Source organism: Geodermatophilus amargosae (assembly GCF_900116515.1).
Lineage (GTDB): Bacteria > Actinomycetota > Actinomycetes > Mycobacteriales > Geodermatophilaceae > Geodermatophilus > Geodermatophilus amargosae.
In genome coordinates this window covers 1-25,754 of record NZ_FPBA01000025.1, presented here as the reverse complement: position 1 = coordinate 25,754, position 25,754 = coordinate 1, and the positions used below count along the sequence as shown (strand labels likewise).

Below are 25,754 nucleotides of genomic sequence, written 5' to 3'. Positions count from 1 at the left end.
GCGACCCGGCCGACGGAACGCGGTCGTGTGGTCCCGGACACAGTAGGCGCCCGTGGTCAGCCTGCCCGCAGGGCCGACTCGGGGCCAGCGGCCGCCACCCGGTCGAGCAGGTCGGCGAGCGCCCGGTCGACGACGGCGGTGCGGGTCATGTTGACGCTGTGCCCGGCACCGGGGACGACGACCAGCTCCGCGCGCTCGCCGATGCCCTCGGCCAGCCGGCGGCCGTGGGCGGCGGGCGTCAGCCGGTCGTACTGCCCGGCGACGACGGTGCACGGCACCTGGCCCAGCACCGCCAGCGACGCCGTCTCGTCGTGGTCGAGGAACGTGCCGTAGAAGGCCAGCGTCACCGTCAGCGGCGTCTCCTCGAGCATCGCCTGCACGACCCGGACCGCCTCGCGCGTGGCGTCGTCGCGGCCGAACAGGAAGCGGCGGGTGAACCGGTGGCCGAGCCAGGTGCCGCGGCGGCGCAGCCGCTCCAGCCCCGGCGCCAGCAGCCGCAGCCACCACAGGTAGAGCCGCAGCAGGTGGAGCTTGCGCATCAGCTCGACCGCCCTGCCGAGCAGCCCGCTCGCGACCAGGCCGCCGGCCGAGGTGGCCAGCAGGAAGGCGCCGACGACGCGGGTGCCGAACAGCTCCGGCCGCTGCCGCGCCAGCGCCATGATCGTCATGCCGCCCATCGAGTGCCCGGCCAGGACCACCGGACCGGTGGGGACGACGGCGTCGAGCACCTGGCCCAGGTCGCGGCCGGTGCGGTCGATGGTCGCCGTCCGCGGGTCGACCCAGCGGGACCGGCCGTGGCCGCGCTGGTCCCACAGGACGATCCGGGCGCGGTCACGGATCGCCGCGCGCTGCAGCTCGAACTCGCCGAGCCGGGCGGTGAAGCCGTGGCAGAAGACCACGGTCACCGGGGCGTCCTCGGGTCCGTCGAACTCGACGTGCAGGTCCACGCCGTCGTCGGTGCGGACGGTGCGCGAGCCCGGCGGCGGGGGGCCGTCGATGCCCGGCACGACCGGGATGCGGGGTGGCACGGGGGCGGGACGTCGTCGGAGCGGCACCCGTCCATGACAGCGCAGCTCCCGGGTACCGGCGACTCAGCTCCCCGGAGCCGCTGGCTCGGGGCGCCGTCCCGGCGCGGCGTCGCGGACCAGCCGGCGGGCGGCGTCGACCTCCCGGGCGACGGGGGCGAGCACGCCCTCGGCGTGGATCTCGGCGTCGTCGGGGAGCCGGTGCGCGCGGACGTCGTCCTCCAGCTCGCGCAGCGCCCGGCGCAGCACCGCCACCTGGCCCGGCTCGGGGGTCTCTCCGCCGTGCCGGACGGCGATGACCGCCTCGGTGACGGCGTCGGCGGTGCGCTCCAGCTGCACGATCACCGGCCACCAGGCCACGGCGCGGGTGCTGATCGGCGGTGGCTCGGCTAGCCGGCGCTGCAGCTGGGTGGTCAGCTCGGTGAGCGCGCGGTAGGTGGCCCGGCGGGCGCGGCGGCGCGCGGTCGGGTCCCCGTCGAAGGCGGCGCCGACGAAGCCGTCGAGGGCGAGGGCGGCCGCGCGCAGGGCGTCCTCCAGCGGCGCCCGCCAGGTCTGCGGCCACAGCAGGTAGCCGAACACCAGCACGATCGCGCAGCCGATGAGGGTGTCGGCCAGCCGGGCACCGACCAGTCCCGGACCGCCGGGGACCGCGAGGTCGAGCAGCAGGATGATCACCGGCGTCTGGAACACCGAGAACAGGCCGAAGTTGGCGCCGCGGGCCCACGGCAGCAGCCCCGCGGCGATCGCCATGGCCACGACCACCCAGCCGTCGCGCGGCAGGAACGACAGCAGCAGCGAGCCGATGAGGACGCCGAGCAGCGTGCCCGCGCCGCGCTGCACCGCCCGGGTGAACACCGAGCCGAAGTCGGGCTTGAGCACGATCGCGACCGTGAGCAGCACCCAGTAGGGCCGCTCGATGGGCAGCAGCTGGCGGGCGATCTCCGCGACGGTCATGCACAGCGTCAGCCGGAGGACGAAGTCGCGGGTGTCGGCGCTGCCGAGGGTGCGGTCGGCCAGGTCGCGCAGCCGCTGCCCCAGCGGCGGCCGGGGGAGCGCGACCGCCGCGCCCGCCCGCTCCTCGGGGTCGCCGACGACGGACCAGACCAGCCGCACGCCGTGGCGCACCGCGCGGCGCGCGGCGGGGCCGTCCTCCAACGCCGGCGGCCGCTCGGCGGGCAGCTCCCGCCCCCCCGGGACGGCGGCGGCCAGCGCGTGCACCGCCGTCACGTCGTGCGGGTCGGCGTGCACCCCGGCGCGGGCCGAGGCGACCGCCGCCTCCACCAGCGGCGCCGCGGCGTTGAGGACCCCGGCGAGCTCCGACAGCTGCCGGTTGCGGCCGGCGGCGAGGCTGCGGGTGCGGATCACGCGGTCGTAGGCGGCGTTGAGCGCGGTGGTCAGGTCGCGGCGGGCGTCGTCGGTGTGTTCCGTGCCGACGGCGGTGAGCAGCTCCGCGATGCGGGTGAACACCGCCGCGACCGCCGTCCGGTCGGGGTCGCTGGGCTCGGTGGCGGCCTGGACCAGCGTCGTGAGCGCCGCCCAGGCCGCGCCGGCGGCGAAGAAGGACACCTCTGCCCACTGTGGCAGCGGCGTGACCAGCCCGGAGGCCAGTGCGGTGTAGACGAGCAGCTGCAGCGCGCCCAGCGACATCGCCGAGTTGACCGAGCTGATCACCGCCGCGGCCGCCGACAGGACCGCCACCAGGACCACCGGCAGCACCCCGCCGCCGCTGGCGAACTGACCGGCGACCAGGCCGACCGCGCCGAAGCCGACGGCGGCCGCGGTGCGCCGCAGCCGGTCCCGCAGCGGTCCGCCCTGGGGAGCGAGGGTGGCCGCGAGCGCCCCGGTGGTGGCGAAGACGCCCGCGCCGAGGGCCGGTGAGCCGCCGACGACGAGGGCGACCGCCAGCGGCGCGGGCACGGTGACGGCGAAGCGGGCGACGTCGCGCCACGGCACCGGCGGGGGAGTGGTGCGGACCAGTTCCTCGAGCCACGCCGGTGCGCGCAGCGACCTGTCCGCCACGCCCCGCAGCCTGCCACCCGGCGCGCGGGAGGGTGCGGATGACCAGCTGACCTGATCGTGCCGCGTCCTGGCTCACCGTCGACGGCGAGCCAGGACGCGTCACGGTGAGCCGGGACGCCGCGGCAGCACGACGGTGTGGACGCCGACGTGCGCGACGCCGAGCCGGCCGACCTCGACCGGCTGCCGGACGTCGAGTCCGCCGCCGACACGCTCCTCGCGCCGCTCGGGACCACCGACCTGCCGCCCCGCCGACGCCGTCGTCGGCGTCGCCCGCGCCGCCGGGGCCCACCGGGTCGCGCCCACCACCTACGCCGACGTGCCGTGGAACGGGCCCTGGTACGCCGCCCGAGGCTCCACCCCGGTCACCGACCCCGGCTCGGAGCTCACCACGCTCGCCGCCCGGGAGGCGGCCCTGGGGCTCGAGGTCCACGACCGCCGCGTCCTGATGGGGCGCACGCCCTAGGGTCGGCGGCCGTGACCGCCACCCTGGGCGAGGTCGTCGCCGCGCTGGAGGCCCGCTACGACCCCGCGCTCGCCGAGGGCTGGGACGCCGTCGGGCTGGTCTGCGGCGACCCGGCCGATCCGGTGGACCGCGTGCTGGTCGCCGTCGACCCGGTCGCCGCCGTCGTCGACGAGGCGGTCGAGACCGGCGCCGGGCTGCTGGTCACCCACCACCCGCTCTTCCTCACCGCGGTGCACGGCGTCCCCGCCGACGACCCGAAGGGGCGCCTGGTGCACCGGCTGGTGCGGGCCGGCTGCGGGCTGTTCGTCGCGCACACCAATGCCGACCGCGCCGCCGGGGTGGGCGTCAACGACGCGCTGGCCGCCGTCCTCGGGCTGACCGGCACCCGCCCGCTGCAGCCGGCCGCCCCCGGCTCCCGCGAGGGGCTCGGCCGGGTGGGGGAGCTGGCGGAGCCGACGACGCTGGCCGCCTTCGCCGCGCACGCCGCCGCGGTGCTGCCGGCCACCGAGGTCGGCGTCCGGGCGGCCGGCGACCCCGGCCGGCCCGTGCGCACGGTCGCCGTCTGCGGGGGCAGCGGCGGCTCGCTGCTGCCCGAGGCCGCGGCCGCCGGTGCCGACGTGTTCCTCACCAGCGACCTGCGCCACCACCCGGTGTCGGAGTCGCAGGAGGTGTCCGGTCCGGCCTTGTGCGACGTGACACACTTCGCGTCCGAGTGGCCCTGGGTGCCCGTGGTCGCCGACGTGCTGACCGCGGACCTGTCCGGGCGGGTCGCGGCCTCCGCCTCGCGGGTGCGCACCGATCCGTGGACGGTGCACCGGGGCCGCTCGACGGCGGAGGACCCGGCCGGACGGGCCGGCTGAGGAGGGGGACGGGGATGGCCAGCGCAGCGACACCGCCCGCGGGCACGCCGGGGAGGACCGACGGAGCGCCCGTGCGCAGCGACCGCAGCCCGTGGAACTGGCTGCTGCTGGTGCCGATCGTGGTGCCGCTGCTGGTCCCGCTGTTCAACCGCGTCGAGCCGACGCTCTTCGGCTGGCCGTTCTTCTACTGGGTGCAGCTGGTGTTCGTCGGGCTCGGCGTGCTGACCACCGTGATCGTGTACCGCGCCACGCGGCGCAGCCCGGCCGACCAGGCCGCCGCCCGCGACGCCATCAGCCGGGACGCCCGGGACGCGGCGGCCCGCAGGACCCACGACCGGGACGGGGGGCACTGAGCCGTGGACGGGGTCGACGTCGTCGAGCTGTCGATCGTCATCTTCTTCTTCATCGTCGTGACGGTGATGGGGTTCGTCGCCTCGCGCTGGCGGCGCGCGGAGAACCTCATGCACCTCGACGAGTGGGGCCTGGGCGGGCGCAACTTCGGCACCTGGATCACCTGGTTCCTGCTCGGCGGTGACCTCTACACCGCCTACACGTTCGTCGCCGTCCCGGCGCTGATGTTCGGTGCCGGCGCCGCGGGCTTCTTCGCCGTCCCGTACACCGTGGTGATCTACCCGCTGGTGTTCCTCGTGGTGATCCGGCTGTGGTCGGTCAGCCACGTGCGCGGCTACGTCACCCCGGCCGACTTCGTGCGCGCCCGGTTCGACTCCCCGGGGATGGCGCTGCTCGTCGCGCTCACCGGCATCGTCGCGACGATGCCCTACATCGCCCTCCAGCTGGTCGGCATCGAGGCGATCCTCAAGGCGATGGGCGTCGAGGGCGAGCTCCCGCTCATCGTCGCCTTCGTCATCCTGGCGCTGTACACGTACAACTCGGGGCTGCGGGCGCCGGCGCTGATCGCCTTCGTCAAGGACACCCTGATCTACCTGACGATCATCGTCGCGGTGATCGTCATCCCGGTGAAGCTCGGCGGCTGGGACGCGATCTTCGGGGCGGCCGAGGAGAAGTTCTCCGCCGGGACGGGGGCCGGCGTGCTGCTGCCGGCCACCGGGCAGCTGGGCTACGCCACCCTCGCGCTGGGCTCGGCGCTGGCGCTGTTCCTCTACCCGCACTCCCTCACCGGCGTGCTGGCCGCCAGCAACCGCGACGTGCTCAAGCGCAACATGAGCGCCCTGCCGGTCTACAGCCTGGCGCTGGGCTTCATCGCGCTGCTGGGCTTCATGGCGATCGCCGCCGGGGTCACGCCGATCGGCGGCGACGGCAACACGGTCGTCCCGGTCCTGTTCCAGGAAATGTTCCCGAGCTGGTTCGCCGGCGTCGCCTTCGCCGCCATCGGCATCGGCGCGCTGGTGCCGGCCGCGATCATGTCGATCGCCGCGGCCAACCTGTTCACCCGCAACATCTACAAGGAGTTCCTGAAGAAGGACGCCACCCCGCGGCAGGAGGCGCAGGTCGCCAAGATCGTCTCGCTGGTGGTCAAGTTCGGCGCGGTCGCGGCGATCCTCTTCATCGACCCGCAGTTCTCCATCGACCTGCAGCTCATCGGCGGCGTGATCATCCTGCAGACGCTGCCCGCCGTCGCGCTCGGCCTCTACACCCGCTGGCTGCACCGCGGCGGGCTCATCGCCGGCTGGTTCGCCGGCATGCTCGCGGGCCTGGTGATGCTCTACAACATCCCGCGCATCGGTCCGGACGGCACCGTCGTCCGCGAGCACTTCGGCGGCTCGTCGTTCGCGCTGTCGAAGCTCGGCCTCGACGTCGCCTCCAGCGTCTACACCGGCCTGCTCGCGCTGCTGGCCAACCTGGTGGTGGCCGTGCTGGTCACGCTGCTGCTGCGGGCGATGAAGGTGCCCGACGGCGTCGACGCGACGGCGCAGTCCGACTACACCGCCGAGCGGGAGGACCCCACCTTCCGCGACCTGCCCGACCCGCTGCAGTCGACGCCTCCGGGTCTGGAGAAGACGGTGGGGGAGTCCGGCGGTCGGCGGTAGCGGGAGGACCCCCGGTCCCCGGCCGTGGGCCGGGGGTCGGGCGGTGTCCCGGTAGCCGGAGGACCCCCGTGCCCCCCACCGCTCGCAGGCTCGCGACGGGGCCCTGCACGGGGGCCGAGGACCAGAGGTCGGGGCGGTGCCCCGGTAGGTTGAGGTGGTGAAGGCCGACCACTTCGAGCAGCAGAAGCTCCTGGCCCTGGCCGACGAGGACGTCGCGCTCACCCAGCTCGCCCACCGTCAGCGCACGCTGCCCGAGGTGGCCGCCGTCGAGGCCGCGGCGGAGGCCGAGCGCACCTTCGCGGAGGCCGAGGTCCGCGCCGGGACCGAGGTGCGTGACCTCGACCGGGAGCAGAAGCGGCTCGAGGCCGACGTCGACACCGTCCGGCAGCGGGCCACCCGCGACCAGTCGAGGATCGACTCCGGGGCGGCGACGCCGAAGGAGATCACCTCGCTACAGTCGGAGCTGCAGTCGCTGGCGCGGCGGCAGTCCGACCTCGAGGACCAGGTGCTCGAGCTCATGGAGCGCCGGGAGACCGCCGACGCCGCGCTGGCCGACGCCCAGACGGGCAAGGCCTCGGCCGTCGCCGACCGGGAGCGGGCCGAGCAGCTGCGCGACGACGCCCTGGCCGACATCGCCGACTCCACCTCCCGGCACCGGGCCAAGCGCGACGAGGTCGCCGCCGGCCTCTCGGCTCCGCTGCTGGCGCTGTACGACCGCATCCGCACCCAGACCGGCACCACCGGCGCGGCGATGCTGCGGGCGCGCGCGTGCCAGGGCTGCCGCATCGAGCTCAACGGCCGGGAGCTCGCCGCCGTCCGCAACGCCGACCCGCACGAGGTGGTCCGCTGCGAGAACTGCGGCCGGATCCTGGTGCGCACCGCTGAGTCCGGGCTGTGAGCGGCCGGTTCGTCGTCGAGGCGGACGGGGGATCGCGAGGCAACCCGGGCCCGGCCGGGTACGGCGCGCTGGTCCGCGACGCGCGGACCGGGAAGGTGCTCGCCGAGCGGGCCGCCTCGGTCGGCCGGGCCACCAACAACGTGGCCGAGTACGGCGGGCTGGTGGCCGGGCTGCAGGCGGCGTTGGACCTCGACGCGAGCGCCGACGTCGAGGTGCGGATGGACTCCAAGCTCGTCGTCGAGCAGATGTCGGGCCGCTGGAAGATCAAGCACCCGGACATGCAGAAGCTCGCCGTCCAGGCCCGCGCCATCGCCCGGCAGCTGGGCAGCGTCCGCTACACCTGGGTGCCGCGCGCGCAGAACGGCGCCGCCGACGCGCTGGCCAACAGCGCGATGGACGGCCGGCCGGTGCACCGGGACGTGGCCGCGGAGCCGTCGGTCACCGAGGACGACGTCCAGCCCACCGCCGAGCCGGCACCCGTCGTCACCACGGTCACGCACCTGCTGCGGCACGGGCGGACCGAGCACACCCCCGAGCGCCGTTACAGCGGCCGCAACGACCTGCCGCTGTCGGCCACGGGGCGGGCGGAGGCGGAGGCCGCCGCCGCGCGTGCCAAGGAGCTGGGCATCGACGTCGTCGTCGCCTCGCCGCTGCGCCGCACGCGGGAGACCGCCGAGGCCGTGGCCGCCGCCCTGGGGCTGCAGGTCGAGCTCGACGACGACCTGGTGGAGCTCGACTTCGGCGACCTCGAGGGGCTGACCGCCACCGAGGCCCGCGAGAAGCACCCGCTGGCCGCCCGCCGGTTCATGGCCGACGTCACCGTGGCCGCGCCGAACGGCGAGTCGATCGCCGACGTGTCTAAGCGCGTGGCCCGGGCGCGCGAGCGGCTGCTCGACCGGTACGCCGGGCAGACGGTGCTCGTGGTCAGCCACGTGACGCCGATCAAGCTGCTCCTGGCCGCGGGGCTCGGCGTCGGCGACGAGGTCGTGCACCGGGTGTTCCTCGAGGCGGCGTCGCTGTCGACGGTCGCGTGGAGCTCCGACGGCCGCACCTCCGTCCGCGTCGTCAACGACACGTCGCACCTGAGGTAGCGGCCCGGCGAGATCGGCGGTCTCGCACGGCTGGACGGCCCAGGGCGTACGAGATCGCCGATCTCGCCGATGGGGAGGGGCCCTCTAGAGCCGGCCGGCGTCGATCACGCGGGCGAGGAACTGGCGCGTGCGCGGGTGCTGCGGCTCGCCGAGCACCTGCGCCGGCGGGCCGGACTCCAGCAGCACCCCGCCGTCGAGGAACGCCACCGTGTCGGCCACCTGTCGGGCGAAGCCCATCTCGTGGGTGGCCATCACGATCGTCATGCCCTGCGCGGCCACCTCGCGCACCAGCGAGAGCACCTCACCGACCAGCTCGGGGTCCAGGGCGCTGGTCACCTCGTCGAGCAGCAGCACCCGCGGGCGGACGGCGAGGGCGCGGACGATCGCCACGCGCTGCTGCTGCCCGCCGGAGAGCCGGTCGGGGTACTCGGCCGCCTTGTCGGCCAGCCCGATCCGGTCCAGCAGCGCCCGCGCCTCCTCGACCGCCTCGGCCCTCGAGCGCCCGTGCACGACCGTCGGCGCGAGCGTCACGTTGTCGAGCACGGACAGGTGCGGGAAGAGGTTGTAGGCCTGGAAGACGACGCCCATCCGGCGGCGCACCTGGTCGGCGTCGACCCGCGGGTCGGTGACGTCCTCGCCGTCGAGGAGCACCTGCCCGTCGTCGACGGTCTCCAGCAGCGACGCGCAGCGCAGCAGCGTCGACTTGCCCGACCCGGAGCCGCCGATCAGCGCGACCACCCGGTGCTCGTCGACGGCGAGGTCCACCCCGCGCAGCACGACGTCGTCGCCGAACGCCTTCACGATCCCGCGCAGCTCCAGCACGGTCACAGCAGGCTCCCGCTCTGCTGGCGGCGGCGGGCGCGCGCGGTGACGGCGTCGGCGAGCCGGGCCGAGGGGACGGCGAGCAGGACGAACAGCAGCCCGGCGACGACGTAGGGCGTGAAGTTGAAGCTCTGCCCGACCTGGATCTGCGCCGAGCGGACCGCGTCGACCGCGCCCAGCACCGAGATCAGCCCGACGTCCTTCTGCAGCGCGACGAAGTCGTTGAGCAGCGCCGGGGTGACCGTGCGCAGCGCCTGCGGCAGCACCACGATCCGCATGGTCTGCCGGTGCGTGAGCCCCAGCGAGCGGGCCGCGGCGCGCTGGCTCGGGTGCACCGACTCGATGCCGGCGCGGAAGACCTCGGCCACGTACGCGGAGTAGACCAGCACGATCGCCGCCGTCCCCAGGACGAACGGCGACGTCGGCACGCCCTGCAGGCCGAGCGCCGGGAACCCGAAGCCGACCAGGTACAGCACGATGATCAGCGGCATCCCGCGGAACAGGTCGACGTAGGCCGTGGCCAGGAGCCGCAGCGGGGCGAACGCCGGCCCGCGCAGCGTCCGCAGGGCCGCGGTGCCCAGGCCGACGAGCAGCACGAGCAACCCGCCGACGACGAGCACCTGCAGGTTGACCAGCAGCCCGCGGGCGATGTCGGGCAGCGACTCCAGGGCCACCGACGGGGAGAAGAACGTGGCCTGCACCCGCGGCCAGCCCGGTGAGCTGGTGACCGCCAGGTAGGCGACGGCGGCGAACAGCAGCGTGGAGGCCAGTGCCACGAGCGTCGAGCGCCGGGCCCGGCTGCGGCGCCAGGCCCGGCGGCCGAGCTCGAGCTCGCTGGGCGGCGGGAGCGCGGGGCTCCCGCCGCCGGAGAGGACGGTGCTCAGGACAGGACGGGAGCGTCGGCGACGTCGGAGAGCCACTGCTGCTCGAGCTCGTCGAGCGTGCCGTCCTCGCGCAGCGCGTCGACGGCCTGGCTGACGCAGTCGGTGAGCGGGCTGTCCTTGGCCAGCAGCAGGCCGAACTGGTCGCCACCCTCGCCGGAGTCCTCCAGCTGGCCCACGATCACGCCGTCGTCCAGCTCCGCGGCGGTGATGTAGAAGGCGGTCGGCAGGTCGACCACGATCGCGTCCACCTGGCCGTTCTGCAGGGCGAGCTTGGCGTCGTCGTTGGTGTTGAACACGACCGGGTCGTTCTCGGGGGCGATCACGTCCGTGAGGACGTCGAGGCTCGTCGTCGCCACCTGGGCACCCAGGCGCAGGCCGCGCAGGTCGTCGAGGCTGCTCGCGCCCTCGGCCGCCGAGCCGGCGGTCGTGATCACCGCCTGGCTGACCGTGTAGTAGGGCGAGGAGAAGTCGACGGCCTGCCGCCGCTCCTCGGTGATGGAGAACTGGTTGACGTCGAAGTCGAACGGCCGGGCGCCGGGCTGGATGGCGGCGTTGAACGGCACCCGCGTCCAGGTGACGTCGTCCTCGGCGTAGCCCAGCTGCTCGGCGACGGCGTAGGCGACGGCGGACTCGAAGCCCTCCCCGTTCTCCGGGGCGTCGTCGACGAACCACGGCTCGTAGGCCGGCTCGTCGGTGGCGATGGTGAGCGTGCCCGGCTCGAGGGTGTCGAGCTCGTCGGGCGTGCAGGCGCCGGTGGCCGAGGAGCCGCCGCTCGTGGAGCCGGCGTCGGTCGACTCCTCCTGCGGCGCGCAGGCGACGAGGGCCAGGGCGGCGGTGGCGGCGAGGACGAGGGGGAGCGGACGACGGTGCATCGGGGAGTCCCTTGCTGGGTGGGATCGGCGCGCAGATCGTAGGACCGGGTCCCGTGTGTCCGGCCTCACCTGGCATGTTCAACCGATGAGTTGAAGACGCGGGACCCGTCTCCCCTGGTAGACGGCTCCACCGGGGAGCCGGCATCGAGGAGGTGCGCCATGGGTGCTGTCGTGGTGTTCGCGGCGGTGTCGCTGGACGGGTACGTGGCCCGGGACGACGACATGCCGGGGCCGCTGTTCGACTGGTACGAGAACGGCGACGTCGAGACGACCTTCAGCGACGAGGACCGGCGCTTCCACGTGACCCCGCAGACGGCGGAGTTCCTGCGCGCGACGAGGTCGCGGATGGCCGTCATGGTCTGCGGTCGCCGGCTGTTCGACATCACCGACGGCTGGGGAGGCGTCCCCCCGAACGGTGAGCACGTCGTCGTCGTGACCCACCGGCCCGCCGACGACTGGGCGCACCTCGGGACGGCGCCGTTCAGCTTCGTGCCCGACGTGCGGACCGGGATGGAGCGGGCGAGGGAGCTCGCCGGCGACCGGGACGTGACGGTCTCGGCCGGGGACGTCGGCGGACAGGCGCTGCGCGAGGGCCTGGTCGACCGGCTGGCGCTCTGCCTCGTCCCGGTCGTCCTCGGGTCGGGCCGGCCGTTCTTCGGCGCCGGGGGGCCGCCGGAGCTCCAGTTCGAGGACCCGCAGGTCGTCCAGGGGAGCAGGGTGACCCACCTGGTCTACGACATCCGGCGGTGACGTCCGGCGGTGACGTCCGGCGCCGGGGCCCCGGGATGCGGCAGGGGCGGGGGAGCGTTGCACGGAGCACCCCGCTCCCGCCGCCGGTGGGAGGACGGGGACGATGAGCCCCCCGCGCCATCCCACGAGGAGCCCCCGTGACCGCGACCATCGCGCCCGCCACCTCCGCCGTCGTCGGCGACGAGCGCACCCTGTCGCCCGCCGAGTACGAGACCTGGGCGGCCGAGGTCCGCCGGCTGGCCGAGGAGCGCGGCGCGGTGGTCCTCGCGCACAACTACCAGGTGCCCGAGATCCAGGACGTCGCCCACTTCACCGGCGACTCCCTCTACCTGTCGCGGGTCGCCGCGCAGACCGACGCCCGCGAGATCGTCTTCTGCGGCGTCCACTTCATGGCCGAGACGGCGAAGATCCTCTCGCCGGACAAGACGGTGCTGCTGCCCGACCACGCCGCCGGGTGCTCGCTGGCCGACTCGATCACCGCCGAGCAGTTGCGCGAGTGGAAGGCCGAGCACCCCGGCGCCGTCGTCGTCAGCTACGTGAACACCACCGCCGCGGTGAAGGCCGAGACCGACATCTGCTGCACATCGTCGAACGCCGCCGACGTCATCCGCTCCATCCCGGCCGACCGGGAGATCCTCTTCTGCCCCGACCAGTTCCTCGGCGCGCACGTCAAGCGGGTGACCGGGCGCGAGGACATCCACGTGTGGGCGGGGGAGTGCCACGTGCACGCCGGCATCAGCCCGGCCGACGTCCGCGCGCAGGTGGCCGCGCACCCGGACGCGGAGATCCTCGTGCACCCCGAGTGCGGCTGCACCACCTCGGTGCTCGACCTGGTCAGCCACGGCGACCTGCCCGCCGACCGCACCCGCGTGCTGTCCACCGGCGGGATGGTCGAGGAGGCCGCGACCACGCGCGCCTCGCAGGTGCTGGTGGCCACCGAGGTCGGCATCCTGCACCAGCTGCGCTCGCTCAACTCCGGGACGGCGTTCATCCCGATGAACGAGCGGGCGGCCTGCCGCTACATGAAGATGATCACCCCGGCGAAGCTGCTGCACACGCTGCGCACCGGCGAGGGCGCCATCGACGTCGACCCGGAGACCGCGGCCCGCGCGCGCCGCGCCGTGGAGGCGATGGTCGCCATCGGCGAGCCCGGCCGCGGCGGGGAGTGAGCCGCCGGGCGGACAGCGGCCGACGGCTCAGATCCGGGTGAACAGGTAGACCGACACCGCGACGCCGAAGACGACGATGAACACTCGCAGCGGCGTCACGGGGATCCGGCCGGCGATCCGGGCGCCGACGAAGCCACCCACCAGGCTGGCCGGCGCCGCGACGGCGACCACCTGCCAGGCCACCGGTCCGAAGAGGCCGAAGACGACGAGCGTCACGCTCGCCGTCACCGCGGACAACGCCGACTTGAGCGCGTTCGCCAGCTGCAGCCGGTGCAGCGCGGTCCCCAGGACGCCGACCAGGATCACCCCCAGCGCCCCGCCGAAGTAGCCGCCGTAGACGGTGGCGAGGAACAGCGCGAGGTAGAGCCACCAGGGGTCGCGGGTGGTGCCGTCGTCACGGTCGCGCAGCCGGCGGGTCAGCAGGGGCTGGAGCGCGAGCAGCAGGCTGGCGAGCAGCACGAGCACCGGGACGACGACGTCGAAGGCCTCGCTCGGCGTGGTCAGCAGCAGCACGCTGCCGGCCGTGCCGCCGAGGACCGACACGGCGCCGAGGCGCACCATCCGGCCGCCCTGACCGACGTACTCGCGGCGGAACCCGGCCATGCCGCCGAGGTAGCCGGGCCACTGCGCCACCGAGTTGGTGACGTTGGCCGCCACCGTCGGCAGCCCCAGCGCGACCAGGGTGGGGAAGAGGATGAGCGACCCGCCGCCGGCGATCGAGTTGATGACACCGGCGGCCAGGGACACCGCGGCCGCGACGAGCAGGTCGGCGGCTGGCACGGAGCGGCAGCCTACGGTGACGCCATGCGCCTCCCCGCCCCGGCGACCTGGCTGGCCGCCGCCCTCGGCGGCTCCGGCGTGCTGCACCTGGTGCGGCCGCGGACCTACCAGTGGCTGGTCCCGCCCGAGCTCGGCGACGCGCGCGCCTGGGTGTTCGGCAGCGGCGTGGCCGAGGTCGGCACCGCAGCGCTGCTGGCGGCACCGGCGACCCGGCGGGCCGGGGGATGGGCGGCGGCCGGGCTGCTGGCCTCGTTCCTGCCGGCGCACCTGCACCACTTCCGCGTGGCGCGCGGCCGGCCGGCGCTCCTGGCGGCCGCGGCGGTGCGGCTGCCGCTGCAGGCGCCGATGATCGCCGCCGCGTTGCGGGTGGCCCGCGGGCGCTGAGGAGCGGTGGAGGTCGGGGTCGTCGCCGCCGCGCGTCCCGAGCCCGCCGCGGCGCGCTGGCCCGGGCACACTGCCCGCATGGCCGAACCACTGCCCGACGACTGGGAGCGCGCGCTCGTCGTCGTCGCCCACCCCGACGACGTCGAGTACGGGTGCGCTGCCGCCGTCGCCGCGTGGACGGCGACCGGACGCGACGTCCGGTACGTGCTGGCCACCAGCGGCGAGGCCGGCATCGCCGGGCTGCCGCCGGAGGAGGCCGGGCCGTTGCGCGAACGCGAGCAGCGGGCCGCGGCCGCGGTGGTGGGTGTGTCGGTGGTCGAGTTCCTCGGGCACCCCGACGGCCGGCTGACCGAGGGCCTGGACCTGCGCCGGTCGCTCGCCGCGGCGATCCGGCGGCACCGGCCGCACCTGGTGGTGACGATGCACCCCGGTGACACGTGGACGCCGCCGGGGATCGCGCCGGCGTACTGGAACAGCGCCGACCACCGGGCGCTGGGCCGCTGCGCGCTCGACGCGGTCGGCGACGCGGCCAACGAGTGGATCTTCCCCGAGATCTCCGCCCAGGAGCCGTGGCGCGGCGTGCGCTGGACGGCCGTCTCGACGCCGTTCGAGGTGACGCACACCGTCGACGTCACGGGCGTCGTCGACCGTGCGGTGGCCTCACTCGCCGAGCACCGGCGTTACCTCGAGGCGCTGTCGGACGACCCGGTCGAGGAGCAGGCGCGCCGGCAGGTCGACATGGCGACCCCCGAGGTGGACGGCCGGCGGGTGGCCGGGTTCGCCCTCTACGCCGGTTGAGGGGGCGCGGGTCGAGGGTCGTGCGTCGAGGGGGCGTGCGTCGAGGGGGCGTGGGTCGAGGGGACGCGGCCCCGGAGGACCCGGGGCCGCGTCCCGGCCGATCAGGGGTTGAAGCTCACGTGCACGTGGTCGTAGTGGTTGGCGGTGACGGACCCGCGGTCCTCCATCGCCCGCCAGCCGGAGCCGCCGATCATGAAGATCCGCTGCTTCCAGATGACGTACTCCACGTTGAACCGCGCCGCGTTGTCGATGACGTACTGCGCGACGGCGTCGCCCTTCGCCGAGTCGGCGTAGACCATGAAGTCCGCGGCGAGCTGCTGGGTCGGGGAGTGCCCGGGTCGGGTGAGGACCGTGGACACCCCGAAGGTCTGGGTGACCTCCGCGACGACCGGGCGGACGTGCGCAGCCCAGGCGCTGTAGGCGGTCGACGTCGGCGTGGGCTTGCCGGTGAGGTCGGCCGACACGGCGACCACCGCGGTGGCGGCTGCCGCCGCCGGAGCCGCTGCCGCCGGAGCCGCTGCTGCCGGAGCCGCCGCGGGGGCGGCCTCCTGGGCGGGCGCCGTGTTGGCGGTCCGGTCCCAGCGGTCCCCGCCGCGGTCCCAGTCGCGGCCGGGATCGGCCTGGGCGGCGGACTGCCCGGCCAGGCCGAAGGTGACGGCGAGGGCGCCGGCGGTGAGCGAGCGGCGCAGGGTGCGCCGGTGGGTGTTCGAGGGCATGACGAAGAGAGCTCCTGACGAGTGTTTCCGAGGCCGCCGTGGATCGGCGGGGCCTGTCGTGATCGAGGGGCGGCACGAGGCCGAGACGGGCAGCCGGACACAGGGCCAGGCGGAGGACCCGCTGGGTGGCAGGCCGACGCGGAGGCCGTCGAGGTCCGTTCCCGTCCACGCGGCGACCGGCAGATGTGCAGGGCGGGTCGCGGCGGAGGTTCGTGGGGGTGCGGGCACGCCGGGAAGGGCGCCGGCGGCGCACCCCGTGTGCGGATCTCCGTTCTCTCCTGTGCCGCCTACCGGGTCAGCTGACGGGTTCGGGCGGGAGGTTGCGCCCTACCCACCTCCGAGCGAACTCGGAGGCGGGACTCACCCCAGTGGTTCGGTGGGTCCCCGGCTCGCGTCCACGAGGTGGATCACGACTCGGCGGCGTCCGGCACGGCTTCCCCGGGTGGGGCGGTGACGACCTGCCGGACGCCGAAACCGTAGGGGTGTTATCGGCTTGTGACAATCCGAAGCCGGTCCTCTTGGTTATCTGCCTGGTCATCCCCGGCGTGTCGTTTCGGACGGCAGCGTGTCGACGGGCCGTGGGCTACGTCCGGCAGCCTCGGCGGGGCCGTAGGATGACCGGCACGACGGACGAGTCGGCTGGGCGGTCGCGTCGGCGGGGGAGACCCCGTCGCCGAGGAACGTCCGGGCTCCACAGGGCAGGGTGGTCGCCAACAGCGACCCGGGGTGACCCGCGGGACAGTGCCACAGAGAACAGACCGCCAGCGGCTCGCCGCTGGTGAGGGTGAAACGGTGGTGTAAGAGACCACCAGCGCACCGGGTGACCGGTGCGGCTCGGTAAACCCCACCCGGAGCAAGGTCGAGAAGGGACGGCGGCTGGGCAACCGGACGTCGTCCTGCGCAGGCGTTCGAGGGCTGCCCGCCCGAGCCTGCGGGTGGACCGCTCGAGCCCGCCGGCAACGGCGGGCCTAGATGGATGACCGCCCATCGGGAGGCCGCGAGGCGCCCGAGGACAGAACCCGGCGTACAGGCCGACTCGTCCGTCGCCCTCCGCCTGACCTGCGGTTTCAGGTCCGGCGGGCGTCCCCGTTCCTCAGATGTTCCTCAGCCGCGGGAGCCAGCACGGCGTCCACCGCGGCCCGTGTGCGGTCGTCGGAGTCCGGCCACAGGTGGCTGTAGGTGTCGAGGGTCTCGGAGGCGCTCGCGTGGCCCAGTCGGGCCTGGACGGTCTTGATCGACTCCCCGTGCCGGATGAGCAGGCTGGCGTAGAAGTGCCGGAGGCCGTGGAAGGTCACGGTGTCGTCCAGGCCGGCCGCGCGGACGGCCGGGCGCCACACCGTGGCGGAGAAGGCGGTCCGGCGGATCGGGTTGCCGAGGTCGGTGGTGAAGACGAAGCCGTCGCTCGGCCACCGCGCGAGGTGGGCGGCGAGGGCGTCGACGACGACCTGGGGGAGCGGCACCACCCGGACCGAGGCCTGGGTCTTGGGCGGCGCCAGATAGGGCGGGCGGTCGGGCATGGTGACCAGCTGCCGGTCGACGGTCAGCTGCCGGCGGAGGAAGTCGATCCGGTCGACGGTCAGCCCGAGGGCTTCGCCTTGCCGCAGACCCGTGCCGGCGGCGAGGGTGATCAGCGCCCGGTAGCGCTCGGGGACGGTTTCGGTGAGCGCGCGGACGGCCTCGATGGGCAGCGGCTCGATGCGCTGCTTGTGGACCTTCGGCAGTCGTGTTCCCGTGCAGGGCGACGCGATGATGCGGCGGTCCCGGACCGCGGCCTTGAAGACCGCGGACAGGATGCGGTGGACGACGCCGACCGTGCCCGGCGCCAGCGTCTTCGACAGGCGCTTGACGAGGGCCTGGACGTCGCTCGGCAGGACGGCGGACAGCTGCTTGTCGCCGAGGCTCGGGTAGACGTGCCGGCGGAGCATCGTCTCCACGTGGGCGGCCGTGGTCGGCCGGTGCACCTGGGCAGCGCGCCACTGCTCGGCGTACTCGCGGACGGTTTGGCGGCCGGCGCGGGGATCGACGTACTGGCCGGTGACGATGCTGGCGCGGACCTCGTCGAGCCAGCGCTGGGCGTCGACCTTCCGCGTGAAGACGCGGGACCGCTGCGGGCCGCCGGGGGCGGCGCGGTAGCGGGCCTGCCAAGTGCCGTTGGGTCGCCTCGAGATGCTGGCCATGCCGTCTCCTCGCCAGACCGAGCGGGCGGGATCTCCAGCCGCTAATCCCACGGACTAGCGCGGAGCCGCAGGCAGTGGACGCGTCCGGCGGGATTTGTGGAGCGGGCGGCGCCTGTGGACGGACGGAGTTCCGTGCACCGCAGCCGGACCGGTGGCTCAAGGCCGCCTTGTCAGCCTCAAGACGGGACTGCAGAAAGCCTCCAGTTCCCCTGCAGTGGTGAGGTACGAGGCCACCCGACTGCTGTCGGGCGCCGCTTGGCCGATGGTGACGTCGTGAGCTCGTGGAAGCGCTCGTCCCGAGCCGGTCGGTACGCCGAGCAGCACTACCGACGGCTGCGCCGTCGGTGGCGGCAACGGGTCCTCGGACCGTTGCTCCTGATCGTGTCGCCCTTCCTGGTTGCGGCGATCGCCCTCACCGCGTTCACGGACGGCTGGCTGCGTTGGAACGGTGGCGTCGTGCTCGGTGCAGGCCTGGCGCTCTTCGTCGTCGCCTGGAAGTCGCCGCCCCAGCACATCGAGCGATGGGGGACAGGCGCAGAAGGGGAGCGGCACACCGCGCGGGCGCTCAGGCCCCTCCTGCGGTCGGGCTGGCATGTGGTGCACGACCTCGATTGGCCTCGAGCCGGCAACGTCGACCACCTGGTGGTCGGGCCCGCCGGTGTCTTCGTGCTCGACAGCAAGGCGTGGAGCGGCGTGGTGAACGTCGACGACGCCGGAGCGACCATCACGCCGAGGGACAACCCGGACGCGGCGTGGACCGCCCGTGGACAGCGCGGAAGGCAGGCACGCGCCGGGACTGCGGTAGCCCGTGCCCTTGCGCTCCGGAGCGGCCTGGCCGTCCCTCAGCCCGAACCAGTGGTCGTGGTGTGGGCTCGGTTCCCGCAGCGCGTCGAGAGCGCCGGCGGGGTGACCTACGTCGAGGGAGAGCACCTGGCCGACTGGCTCATCAGCCGGCCGCAGAGGCTGCACCGCGATCAGGTGGCTCAGTTGGCGGCAGCGGCGGACGACGACCTGTTGCAGATCTCCGTTCGTCGCTCGTGAGCCAGCCGTAGGGCTGCCGCGTCCGCTCGTGTCCTGAGGCTGCAGCGCTGGCGGCTCCGCCTGACCGGAGTCGCCGTTCCAACTCAACTGGAGCATTCATGATCACGAGGCGACACACCTCATGCACTGTCGGGCCAGCAACTCGTTGTGACGAGTGAATCGAGGCAGCCATGACGTGCGAGTGAGGTTGGTGCCCGCGGATGAAGAAGCCCTGCCTGGGTCGGCGCCGTGTCGCCGAGATGCAAGAGGTGTCGGCTCGCAATCTTGGCTTCTCCAGGCGCGGGAAGGTTCGTTGGCTGAGGGGGGAGCGGCGTTGGGTATGCCGAGGCGTCGGAAGAGTCCGCCTCTACCTGCGCCAGAGCGGCATCACTGAGCGGATCTCTCGCATCGGCCGGGACTCCAGCACTCAGCTTGGTCGTTGCTGGGTCGTCGAGCACACGCTGGGGCTGGCTGCTGTCCTACAAACGCCTGGCGCTGCGCTACGACCCGCTCCGCCATGGCTATCGCCGCGCTGGTCCGTCTGGCAGTCACCCTCATCTGCGCTCGCAGGCTCCCCACCGACTAATGCAACGTCTCCTTGGTCGGTCGCCGCCGCGCCGGAGGACGGCTGGTGGGGGCTGTGCCTCCTCGAGGTCGAGTGAGCGCCCGGCCGGTGGCAAGATCGGCTGCACTGGGTGCCCGCTCACCGGGCGACCCTCCTCGACACGCTGTGACCGTCCGCGCAGCGCGCCCCTGACTTCGCCCTCCTGCATGCTGGGCTTCATGACCGACCTCGGGCGCACGTGCAACGCCGACGCCTGCGACCAGCCGGCGACGCAAATTGGGTCTCTGAACTTCGTCGCCCGGGAGGTCGAGCTCGCGCTGTGCGACGAGCATGTCGAGAAGCTGCGCTCCGGCGCGTCGACGTCACTGCGCCTGGACCGCGGCCCGCAGGGCGGCTTCCGCGAGCCAGTGCTGCGCTTCCACGACTGATACGAGCTACAGGGCGCGACGTAAGCCCATTAGGCCTGCTCTCCTAGTCCGCATGCGTCAGAACCCGACATACGCGCTCGGGGCATCCCGCCGTCCGCGGTCAAGGTGATCGCATGAGCTACGCCCGGTTCGGCTGGGACGGCTCCGACGTGTACGTGTACGAGGACGTGTACGTGTACGAGCACGTCGCCGGCTGCATCGAGTGCTGCGGCTGCGCGCTCCCTTCCAGCTCGGTCAGCATCCAGTTCACCGACCTGGGGAAGCTGTTCGCCCACCTCGACGAGCGCACCGCCGCCTGCCACACCATCCCCGCCGACGTGCTGCTCGCGATCTACGCCGACTCGTCCGACGGGGCGTTCAGCGACTGGTGCGCCAACGACCCCGCGGAACTCATGCCCTGGGCGACGCGGGTCGCGGACTACCGGCCCGACGACGCCGCCTACGCCGACGTGCTCACCCGGAACCGGCACCTGCTCGCCCCGGACCCCGACGCCGTGACCGCCGCTATCCGCGAGGAGCCGCCCCGATGACCACCTGGTCCCCGAGCCCGTGGGTCGACTTGCCCACGTCCCCACCGGACCCGCCCGTGCGCTCCCCGGCCCGGCCGGTGGTGACGGTGTACGTGCCCGCATGGGTCGACGCCGAGGAGATGTACAGCCTGCACGTCATCGCCGCGCTGCTGGAGGACCGCTGCCCGCGCTGCTACACCCGTCTGACCGCCGACGAGTGGGACGAGACGCCGCCGGCCTACCAGTGGCGCATCTGCGCTCTGCACGGCTACTGGCGGCGCCACCAGACGACCCCCGGCCGCTACATCGTCCCGCTGTGGCAGTGGTGCCTGGGACCGAACCCCGACGTCCTGGAGCTCCGGTAATCCGCAAGTCTGTCCCGCCCCGGGTCCGATGGAGGCTCCCAATGCACGTGAGGATGAGAGGCATGGCGGCATCGAGGAAGCACCCCGACGACCTGCGGGACAGCGTGGATCGTCCCCGTCACGCCTTGCATCTTGACCGACGGAACATCAAGGCCAGGTTGCCCCGCCTGGCCAAGAGAACATCTTGGGGGACTGGCAATCGAGCCGGGCGGAGATCGTTTAGCGGGAGTCTCAGCTCAAGTCGCTAGGCTACGCGCGCCGCGCCCAGAGACGCGTGGCTTCTGCGAATGAGTAGGGTTATGGCGAAAATCTTCATCTCTTACAGCCGTTCCGATGTCTCGTATGTCGAGACGCTGGCCTCGTCCTTGCAGACATTGGGGCACACCGTCCTTACTGATGACGCTATCCTTACACCTGGTCAGGATTGGCAGGAGGTGTTAAACGAGGCGCTGCGCTCGGCGGAAGTGCTGGTCTCGGTTCTCTCGACAAACTCCACTCAGTCTCCGTTCGTGATGACGGAACTTGGAGCCGCCCTAGCCTACGCACGCGACTCGGGTCGGATGCTTGTCGTCCCAATCATTCTTGGCGACATCCGAATCCCACCGCCGATTCAAACCGTGCAGGTGATCAGGGACCTTAGCGACGACGCCGAGGGAACCGCTCTGAAGGTTGCGAGCGCCGTTGCTACCTTCCTCGGCAACAGGGCGGCGGCAGAAGAGAAGGAAGAAGAGACCCGAAAGTTTATCGAGGATAATGCAGCAGAGTACGTTGGTGAGGCCATTGCGGCTCAAGAACGGTCCGAACGCCGCTACCGAGTCCTCGGCATGACTTGGTACATCCTTGGTTTACTGGCCTTGATCGGCGCACTCGGATTCGTCGTGACTGTTCTGGGGCGAACGCCAGCCGCCACGAGCGGGTGGGTAGAATTTGCCTACACCACCCTTCGTGCGGTGGTTGTCATCGCACTTCTAGGGGCTTGCGCGAAGTACACATTCTCCCTGGGCAGGTCCTTCACGGTCGAGGCTCTGAAGTGCGCCGACCGCCTTCATGCCATCGCTTTTGGTCGGTTCTACCTCCGAGTCTACGGGCAGCGCGCGACCTGGCCTGAACTTAAGGAGGCGTTCGCGAACTGGAACATCGATCGCCCTTCCGCTTTCGTCGACACGTCGGCATCCGACTTTGATCCCAAGTTAGTCGAGATGCTGGACAGCGCGCTTCGTGCTCTCGGGGGCAACCAAGGCAAGGACAAGGCGGCCGCTTCCTAGCGCAGTCGCTGGCAAGAGGGCCGCCGGGTCCCGTGCACAGGGTCCGTGATCTTGTTTACTCCGCCGCGCGATGAGAACTGTTAGAAGACTGCTGCCAACCGTCGACGCCCTGACAGATGGGTGAGTGACGCCCGAGGGAGGCGCATGCGTTAGAAGGACAGTGGGTCAAAGATGTAGATGCGCGTGTTGAACCACGGAGCGGCTCGCACCTCACTCGACTGGGAAGAAACCGTATCGTCCGAAGCCACTGGCGGTAAAGATAATGTCGGTTGTCTGTGCGTCGAGCGCTTCAGTGGGATCCGTGTTCTCCATGACGATCACCTGGCCGATGGCGTGGCGCTGGATGTCTTGGTAGAACGCCGTGACTACGTCTGCTGGCGGTTCTCCGTCCTCGGCCTGCATTTGATCAGGCGGCCGATAGGTGACAAGCGGGCTGTCGAGAACTACGAAACCGGGGTGCGGAATATCCCGGTCGGAGCAGTACTTCGCTAACCCAAGAGTGAACGCGCCATGCAAGATTGCCCGCACACCTTTGCCATGGGCGGACCTGAGCTGATCGCCGGCCACAATGTCTTGGGCAGAGGCGTCGTAGCGGACGTCGTTAGGATTTGGGAAGCCCCAGGCCGCTAGCCGTTCGACTAGCTCGCGAGAGAATTCCCGCTGCGCCCGAAGGTTTACAGAGGCCGCCACGGCCGCGGTCTCTGCGGTGGCCTCGTCGACCACAACTCGCTTCATCTTCTCAAGGGCCTCGATCTGGTCATAAAGTCCCAAGGAACGCTCGATGGAAGCTCGCTTGCTGAGCAGGTCCTTGAGAGCGGTGTTGCTCCGAGTCAAGGTTTTTTCGACCTCGGCCAGGTTTCGTATCAGCCGCTCGCGCTCGCCGATCGACAATGTCGCTAGCCGTCGGACCTCTTGGCGGCGCTCGGCCACGTCGGCAATAGTCGACTGCAAGTCGTCTGCCAATGCACGTGTGCGGCGCACCTGCTCGTCGATAGCAGCGCCGAAGCTTGTGGTATCGCCATCGCATTCGGTGTTGTTGTGTTGATTTTCCGGCTCGGCGCCGCAGAATGCGCAGGTGCCAGCGGTGAAGTACCCGAGCAGGTTGCCAGCTTCGCGCACGGTGTCGAGGCGAGCTAGGTCAGAGTCATACTTTCGTCGCAAGATATCGAACCGGTTCTGGAGGGCGCCGGTGTCGCCCCATTCGGTCTCAAGCTGCGCTAACTCGCGTTGTCGGTCCTGAAGCGCAGCGCTGAGCGCAGTACGAGACTCAACAAGATCGCTGATGGGGCTGCTCTGCTCCTCAATCGTGGCAGTGAGTCGTCGAAGCTGGTCTCGAAGCTCGGAGGCTTCCGGTTCATCCGCGAGCCGAGCCTCTAGCTCCCGCAGAAGGCGCTCGACGACGTCAATCTTGGCCTTGCTGAGCTTTACAAGTTCCGACTGTGATTCTACTTCAACCAACCCTGAGTCATCCTCGTCCTGAAGAAACATTTTCAGGACCGAGACCTCCTTAGTCTTCGTCACGTAGTTGCCAGTGAGCGCGGGCGGCGTTTCAGCCTGCATTTGAGTTTCGTCGACGACGCACAAGTGCGCCACATTCCGGAAACTCAGGCTATCCGTGGCGTTCCGGACGTTTTTTCGGACCTGCCTTCCGTCCATGCCGATGGCACCGAGCAGATATCGCGAGATGTTCGTGACTGAGGCAGCATTGTGCTTGGGTGTGAGCGTTTGGTCAGGGATGGTGAGCGGACCGTCCCGGATATCGCTCAGATACAACCCGAGATTTCCACCGTTGACCGACCGCGTCAAGGTCACCGCTTCGCCGTCAGGCATCTCCAGACCAAGCAGCACCGTCGAGTACGCCTCGCGCTCAGGGATCTCCTTCAACGCGTTAGCGCCGAGCATGAAGTCCAGTGCGTCAACTATGAAGGACTTTCCTGTGTCGGAGGGGCCGCGCACGATGGTCACCGACGGACCAAACTCCACCTGGGCGGGCTCAACTGACGTGCCAATAAACGTTAGGTGGGTGAGCTTAAGTTGGGCCATGGTCAGTGCAACTCTTCTGGGGCAGCTGCCGTGGCGAACTCCTCCGACCAGTGTTGAGCGACGGTGGAGAGAGCTGCACGCAGCGTCTGCTCGTCTAGGGTGCCGAAGTGTTGCACTACCCAGGCGGCGCGGGTGCTTAGCTGAGCCGCGTACTCCGTCTCCAGCAGCTTGATGAAGCCGTCGGCTGCTTCGCCGGCCCAAAACTCGATGCCGCCGTCGCCGACGCCGACGTGGGCCAAGTGCGCGCGAATCATGACCTCTAATCCCGCTTCGATTGCCTGACGTTTCACGCCGAGCTCGCTCGCGCGGACCGGCACCGGTGGATGCAGGCTTTCCGGGCCTCCAAGGTCAGCGCTGTGCAAGACGCTGTGATCGAGCAGGACGAGCTGATTGAGATCGAGGTGCTCGGGGAATGCATTCTGCAAAATCAGCAGCACACGAAGGCCAACTTCGAGCGAGCTGTTGAGCGGTTTCATGTCGTCGCGCCTGACGTCCACGCGATCTTGTGGTCGTTCGCGAGTTGGTGGCAAATTCCCTTGCGGTCGTCGGGACGGGCAAGAGACACCAGTGGATGGGCGCTGAGGTCGAGTAGGGTTGCGTGGTTCAAGGCTGCGGTCAGCCGCAACATGCCGGAGGCGTGCTCGCTTTCGACCGTTTCGATGACGCCCGCGTGAATATCGTCCTGGAGACGCTCAAACGTCCCTTCCGGGACGGCGTCACGCACGTCCATGCGCAGTGCTTCGGCCGAGTAGAAGCTGAACCGCTGCCGCCTGAAGTGCCCACCGAACTTTGGATGCGCAGAGAGCGTGCCACTGAGCCATTCCCAGTAACGGTCTCCACGGCGTGTTGATCATGTCGTGCGGTCGTGCATGTGGTGGAGCAGGACCAGAGCGGCGGCGGTGATGGCGCCGATGCGCCAGGGGCAGAGACTGACCCGGCGCAGCGCCTTGAAGCTGGTCTTGAGCAGGGAGTTGCCGCGTTCGGCGGGAGCCCGGACCGCGGCGTGCAGCAGGTTGACGCAGCGCTCGTCCGCAGTCAGCCGGCGCTCGGCGGAGTGCTTGATCGGGGTGGTCAGCGCCTCCCGCTCGCCTTCGTAGCCCAGGTCGGCCAGGGCGGCGTGCTCGGCGTCGGTCCACTCGGCCAGCAGCGGTAACGCCTCGGGATGGGTGCGTAGCGCGGTGGTGTCGTGCTCGCGGCCGGGCCGCACCGGCGAGGTCCAGATCGGCCAGCCGTCGGGCGCGGCGATGACCTGCACGTTGCCGCCGTGGGCGGCGTGCTTGCCCGACCACCACAGATCCACCTGGCGGCCGGATCGGTCGGTCCGGGCGGTCGGGCCGGGAACGTGGCAACGGTCGGTGCGGATAAGCGTGCCGTCCACGGTGACATGCGCATACCCGGCGGCGCGGGCGGCCAGCAGCGCTCCGCGCAGCCCGGGTGCGCGCTCGGCGAGCACGTCGATGCCTTCGTGCAGGTAGCGGTAGGCCGTCGAGCGGCCGATGGCGTTGTCGGCGGCCAGCTGCGCCAGCCGGGTGCCGTCGAGCAACCAGCGCAGCACCAGCACCGCCTGCCGGTAGCAGCCCAGCGCTCGGCGCTTGGGCCGGGTGCGACGTCGGCGCCGGTCGGCGGCCAGCAGCGCCGACACGAACTGCACGGTGTCCTCATCGACCGGGAGCACGGCGGTGTAGATGACAGGATCAGACACAGCAGGACCTCGGGTGAGGAAGACGATCTGTGAGAGGACGTCCCTCCTACCGAGGTCCTGCGTCGTCTCCGGTCATCTGGCCGCCGTCGGCGTGTCGCTTCTGACCTGCGGATCACCCGCTACCGGGAAAGGCTCACTGT

General features: G+C 71.8%; 27 protein-coding genes, 1 other RNA gene, 2 pseudogenes and 1 riboswitch. Of the genes and pseudogenes, 17 read left to right on the top strand and 13 right to left on the bottom strand.

Annotation, left to right across the window (positions count from 1 at the left end; genetic code table 11):
* Positions 1–56: 56 nt before the first annotated feature.
* The 3 genes from BM414_RS23410 to BM414_RS31070 all read right to left on the bottom strand — a co-directional run bounded on the left by BM414_RS23410 (position 57) and on the right by BM414_RS31070 (position 3,347).
* Positions 57–1,028 carry an alpha/beta fold hydrolase gene (locus BM414_RS23410; protein WP_245784934.1) on the bottom strand — a complete coding sequence of 324 codons (972 nt, stop codon included), beginning with the start codon at positions 1,026–1,028 and terminating at the stop codon, positions 57–59.
* Between the two features lie 63 nt (positions 1,029–1,091).
* A complete protein-coding gene (locus BM414_RS23405; RefSeq protein ID WP_093583491.1) occupies positions 1,092–3,044 on the bottom strand; it encodes an FUSC family protein in 1,953 nt (650 codons plus the stop codon).
* Positions 3,045–3,143: 99 nt separating this feature from the next.
* A complete protein-coding gene (locus tag BM414_RS31070; RefSeq protein WP_245784933.1) occupies positions 3,144–3,347 on the bottom strand; it encodes a hypothetical protein in 204 nt (67 codons plus the stop codon).
* 13 nt (positions 3,348–3,360) lie between these two features.
* On the opposite strand from BM414_RS31070, the gene BM414_RS31065 reads away from it, so the two are divergent.
* The 6 genes from BM414_RS31065 (at position 3,361) to BM414_RS23375 (ending at position 8,365) form a co-directional block, all read left to right on the top strand.
* Positions 3,361–3,507: a hypothetical protein gene (locus BM414_RS31065; RefSeq protein ID WP_245784932.1), complete on the top strand. Its 147-nt coding sequence runs from the start codon at positions 3,361–3,363 to the stop codon at positions 3,505–3,507.
* 11 nt (positions 3,508–3,518) lie between these two features.
* Positions 3,519–4,367 (top strand): Nif3-like dinuclear metal center hexameric protein, encoded by an 849-nt coding sequence (locus tag BM414_RS23395; RefSeq protein ID WP_093583489.1) that lies wholly within the window; start codon positions 3,519–3,521, stop codon positions 4,365–4,367.
* Positions 4,368–4,438: 71 nt separating this feature from the next.
* Entirely contained in the window at positions 4,439–4,720 is a 282-nt protein-coding gene (locus BM414_RS23390; RefSeq protein WP_217644905.1) for a DUF3311 domain-containing protein, read from the top strand.
* A 3-nt stretch (positions 4,721–4,723) separates the two neighbouring features.
* A complete protein-coding gene (gene mctP, locus BM414_RS23385; protein ID WP_245784931.1) occupies positions 4,724–6,376 on the top strand; it encodes a monocarboxylate uptake permease MctP in 1,653 nt (550 codons plus the stop codon).
* Between the two features lie 157 nt (positions 6,377–6,533).
* A complete protein-coding gene (locus BM414_RS23380) occupies positions 6,534–7,274 on the top strand; it encodes a zinc ribbon domain-containing protein (protein WP_093583574.1) in 741 nt (246 codons plus the stop codon).
* Positions 7,271–8,365, top strand: a complete 1,095-nt coding sequence (locus BM414_RS23375) for a bifunctional RNase H/acid phosphatase (RefSeq protein WP_093583485.1) — start codon at positions 7,271–7,273, stop codon at positions 8,363–8,365. The genes BM414_RS23380 and BM414_RS23375 overlap by 4 nt, the downstream gene beginning before the upstream one ends.
* An 84-nt stretch (positions 8,366–8,449) precedes the next feature.
* Here the strand turns inward: BM414_RS23375 and BM414_RS23370 are convergent, their stop codons facing one another.
* From BM414_RS23370 to BM414_RS23360, 3 genes are read right to left on the bottom strand one after another with little or no spacing between them, the layout of a single operon-like run.
* Positions 8,450–9,193 carry an amino acid ABC transporter ATP-binding protein gene (locus tag BM414_RS23370; RefSeq protein ID WP_093583484.1) on the bottom strand — a complete coding sequence of 248 codons (744 nt, stop codon included), beginning with the start codon at positions 9,191–9,193 and terminating at the stop codon, positions 8,450–8,452.
* Complete coding sequence (locus BM414_RS23365; protein WP_217644904.1) at positions 9,190–10,107, bottom strand: amino acid ABC transporter permease; 918 nt, start codon at positions 10,105–10,107, stop codon at positions 9,190–9,192. Before BM414_RS23365 ends, BM414_RS23370 begins: the two co-directional genes overlap by 4 nt.
* Positions 10,068–10,943, bottom strand: a complete 876-nt coding sequence (locus tag BM414_RS23360) for an ABC transporter substrate-binding protein (RefSeq protein ID WP_093583482.1) — start codon at positions 10,941–10,943, stop codon at positions 10,068–10,070. The genes BM414_RS23365 and BM414_RS23360 overlap by 40 nt, the downstream gene beginning before the upstream one ends.
* Before the next feature lie 159 nt (positions 10,944–11,102).
* Here BM414_RS23360 and BM414_RS23355 point away from each other — a divergent pair, with 159 nt between their 5' ends.
* The gene (locus BM414_RS23355; protein ID WP_093583480.1) at positions 11,103–11,693 is read left to right on the top strand and encodes a dihydrofolate reductase family protein; all 591 of its coding nucleotides are present in this window, start codon (positions 11,103–11,105) and stop codon (positions 11,691–11,693) included.
* A gap of 137 nt (positions 11,694–11,830) precedes the next feature.
* Positions 11,831–12,862 carry a quinolinate synthase NadA gene (gene nadA / locus BM414_RS23350; protein WP_217644903.1) on the top strand — a complete coding sequence of 344 codons (1,032 nt, stop codon included), beginning with the start codon at positions 11,831–11,833 and terminating at the stop codon, positions 12,860–12,862.
* Between the two features lie 27 nt (positions 12,863–12,889).
* Here nadA and BM414_RS23345 read toward each other — a convergent pair whose 3' ends face one another.
* Complete coding sequence (locus BM414_RS23345; protein WP_093583478.1) at positions 12,890–13,642, bottom strand: sulfite exporter TauE/SafE family protein; 753 nt, start codon at positions 13,640–13,642, stop codon at positions 12,890–12,892.
* Between the two features lie 24 nt (positions 13,643–13,666).
* Between BM414_RS23345 and BM414_RS23340 the strand changes: the two genes are divergently transcribed.
* Together BM414_RS23340 and BM414_RS23335 are read left to right on the top strand one after the other, a co-directional pair.
* Positions 13,667–14,026, top strand: a complete 360-nt coding sequence (locus BM414_RS23340) for a DoxX family protein (protein WP_093583476.1) — start codon at positions 13,667–13,669, stop codon at positions 14,024–14,026.
* 78 nt (positions 14,027–14,104) lie between these two features.
* The gene (locus BM414_RS23335; protein ID WP_093583568.1) at positions 14,105–14,824 is read left to right on the top strand and encodes a PIG-L deacetylase family protein; all 720 of its coding nucleotides are present in this window, start codon (positions 14,105–14,107) and stop codon (positions 14,822–14,824) included.
* Between the two features lie 101 nt (positions 14,825–14,925).
* On the opposite strand, the gene BM414_RS23330 is transcribed toward BM414_RS23335, so the two are convergent.
* Positions 14,926–15,540 (bottom strand): VldE C-terminal domain-containing protein, encoded by a 615-nt coding sequence (locus BM414_RS23330; protein ID WP_093583474.1) that lies wholly within the window; start codon positions 15,538–15,540, stop codon positions 14,926–14,928.
* A 268-nt stretch (positions 15,541–15,808) separates the two neighbouring features.
* Positions 15,809–15,970: riboswitch (cyclic di-AMP (ydaO/yuaA leader) on the bottom strand.
* Between the two features lie 201 nt (positions 15,971–16,171).
* Here BM414_RS23330 and rnpB point away from each other — a divergent pair.
* An RNA gene (rnpB, locus tag BM414_RS23325) (RNase P RNA component class A) lies at positions 16,172–16,583 on the top strand.
* Positions 16,584–16,607: 24 nt separating this feature from the next.
* Here rnpB and BM414_RS23320 read toward each other — a convergent pair.
* Positions 16,608–17,717: a tyrosine-type recombinase/integrase gene (locus tag BM414_RS23320; protein WP_093583472.1), complete on the bottom strand. Its 1,110-nt coding sequence runs from the start codon at positions 17,715–17,717 to the stop codon at positions 16,608–16,610.
* A 369-nt stretch (positions 17,718–18,086) separates the two neighbouring features.
* Between BM414_RS23320 and BM414_RS23315 the strand changes: the two genes are divergently transcribed.
* From BM414_RS23315 to BM414_RS23290, 6 genes and pseudogenes are all read left to right on the top strand, one after another.
* Positions 18,087–18,758 (top strand): nuclease-related domain-containing protein, encoded by a 672-nt coding sequence (locus BM414_RS23315; RefSeq protein ID WP_175551764.1) that lies wholly within the window; start codon positions 18,087–18,089, stop codon positions 18,756–18,758.
* A 335-nt stretch (positions 18,759–19,093) separates the two neighbouring features.
* Positions 19,094–19,323, top strand: a pseudogene (locus BM414_RS23310) (IS5/IS1182 family transposase); the annotation flags it as partial.
* A 197-nt stretch (positions 19,324–19,520) separates the two neighbouring features.
* Entirely contained in the window at positions 19,521–19,730 is a 210-nt protein-coding gene (locus BM414_RS23305; RefSeq protein ID WP_139246011.1) for a hypothetical protein, read from the top strand.
* Between the two features lie 113 nt (positions 19,731–19,843).
* Positions 19,844–20,260 carry a hypothetical protein gene (locus tag BM414_RS23300; RefSeq protein ID WP_093583466.1) on the top strand — a complete coding sequence of 139 codons (417 nt, stop codon included), beginning with the start codon at positions 19,844–19,846 and terminating at the stop codon, positions 20,258–20,260.
* Positions 20,257–20,604, top strand: a complete 348-nt coding sequence (locus BM414_RS23295; RefSeq protein ID WP_093583464.1) for a hypothetical protein — start codon at positions 20,257–20,259, stop codon at positions 20,602–20,604. Before BM414_RS23300 ends, BM414_RS23295 begins: the two co-directional genes overlap by 4 nt.
* A 299-nt stretch (positions 20,605–20,903) precedes the next feature.
* Complete coding sequence (locus BM414_RS23290) at positions 20,904–21,869, top strand: toll/interleukin-1 receptor domain-containing protein (protein WP_175551763.1); 966 nt, start codon at positions 20,904–20,906, stop codon at positions 21,867–21,869.
* Positions 21,870–22,079: 210 nt separating this feature from the next.
* On the opposite strand, the gene BM414_RS23285 is transcribed toward BM414_RS23290, so the two are convergent.
* The 4 genes and pseudogenes from BM414_RS23285 to BM414_RS23270 form a co-directional block, all read right to left on the bottom strand.
* Positions 22,080–23,912 carry an AAA family ATPase gene (locus tag BM414_RS23285; RefSeq protein WP_093583460.1) on the bottom strand — a complete coding sequence of 611 codons (1,833 nt, stop codon included), beginning with the start codon at positions 23,910–23,912 and terminating at the stop codon, positions 22,080–22,082.
* A 2-nt stretch (positions 23,913–23,914) separates the two neighbouring features.
* A complete protein-coding gene (locus BM414_RS23280; RefSeq protein ID WP_139246009.1) occupies positions 23,915–24,388 on the bottom strand; it encodes an ABC-three component system middle component 2 in 474 nt (157 codons plus the stop codon).
* Positions 24,385–24,708, bottom strand: a pseudogene (locus BM414_RS23275) (ABC-three component system protein); the annotation flags it as partial. The gene BM414_RS23280 and the pseudogene BM414_RS23275, both read right to left, overlap by 4 nt.
* Before the next feature lie 54 nt (positions 24,709–24,762).
* Positions 24,763–25,587, bottom strand: a complete 825-nt coding sequence (locus BM414_RS23270; RefSeq protein WP_175551767.1) for a transposase family protein — start codon at positions 25,585–25,587, stop codon at positions 24,763–24,765.
* Between the last annotated feature and the right edge of the window lie 167 nt (positions 25,588–25,754).

What these genes read in the sequence shown, in the direction of transcription:
- BM414_RS23360 (WP_093583482.1), bottom strand. Translation starts at nt 10,943, where the DNA reads ATGCACCGTCGTCCGCTCCCCCTCGTCCTCGCCGCCACCGCCGCCCTG.
- BM414_RS23355 (WP_093583480.1), top strand. Translation starts at nt 11,103, where the DNA reads ATGGGTGCTGTCGTGGTGTTCGCGGCGGTGTCGCTGGACGGGTACGTG.
- BM414_RS23340 (WP_093583476.1), top strand. Translation starts at nt 13,667, where the DNA reads ATGCGCCTCCCCGCCCCGGCGACCTGGCTGGCCGCCGCCCTCGGCGGC.
- BM414_RS23335 (WP_093583568.1), top strand. Translation starts at nt 14,105, where the DNA reads ATGGCCGAACCACTGCCCGACGACTGGGAGCGCGCGCTCGTCGTCGTC.
- BM414_RS23330 (WP_093583474.1), bottom strand. Translation starts at nt 15,540, where the DNA reads ATGCCCTCGAACACCCACCGGCGCACCCTGCGCCGCTCGCTCACCGCC.
- BM414_RS23320 (WP_093583472.1), bottom strand. Translation starts at nt 17,717, where the DNA reads ATGGCCAGCATCTCGAGGCGACCCAACGGCACTTGGCAGGCCCGCTAC.
- BM414_RS23305 (WP_139246011.1), top strand. Translation starts at nt 19,521, where the DNA reads ATGACCGACCTCGGGCGCACGTGCAACGCCGACGCCTGCGACCAGCCG.
- BM414_RS23300 (WP_093583466.1), top strand. Translation starts at nt 19,844, where the DNA reads ATGAGCTACGCCCGGTTCGGCTGGGACGGCTCCGACGTGTACGTGTAC.
- BM414_RS23295 (WP_093583464.1), top strand. Translation starts at nt 20,257, where the DNA reads ATGACCACCTGGTCCCCGAGCCCGTGGGTCGACTTGCCCACGTCCCCA.
- BM414_RS23290 (WP_175551763.1), top strand. Translation starts at nt 20,904, where the DNA reads ATGGCGAAAATCTTCATCTCTTACAGCCGTTCCGATGTCTCGTATGTC.
- BM414_RS23285 (WP_093583460.1), bottom strand. Translation starts at nt 23,912, where the DNA reads ATGGCCCAACTTAAGCTCACCCACCTAACGTTTATTGGCACGTCAGTT.
- BM414_RS23280 (WP_139246009.1), bottom strand. Translation starts at nt 24,388, where the DNA reads ATGAAACCGCTCAACAGCTCGCTCGAAGTTGGCCTTCGTGTGCTGCTG.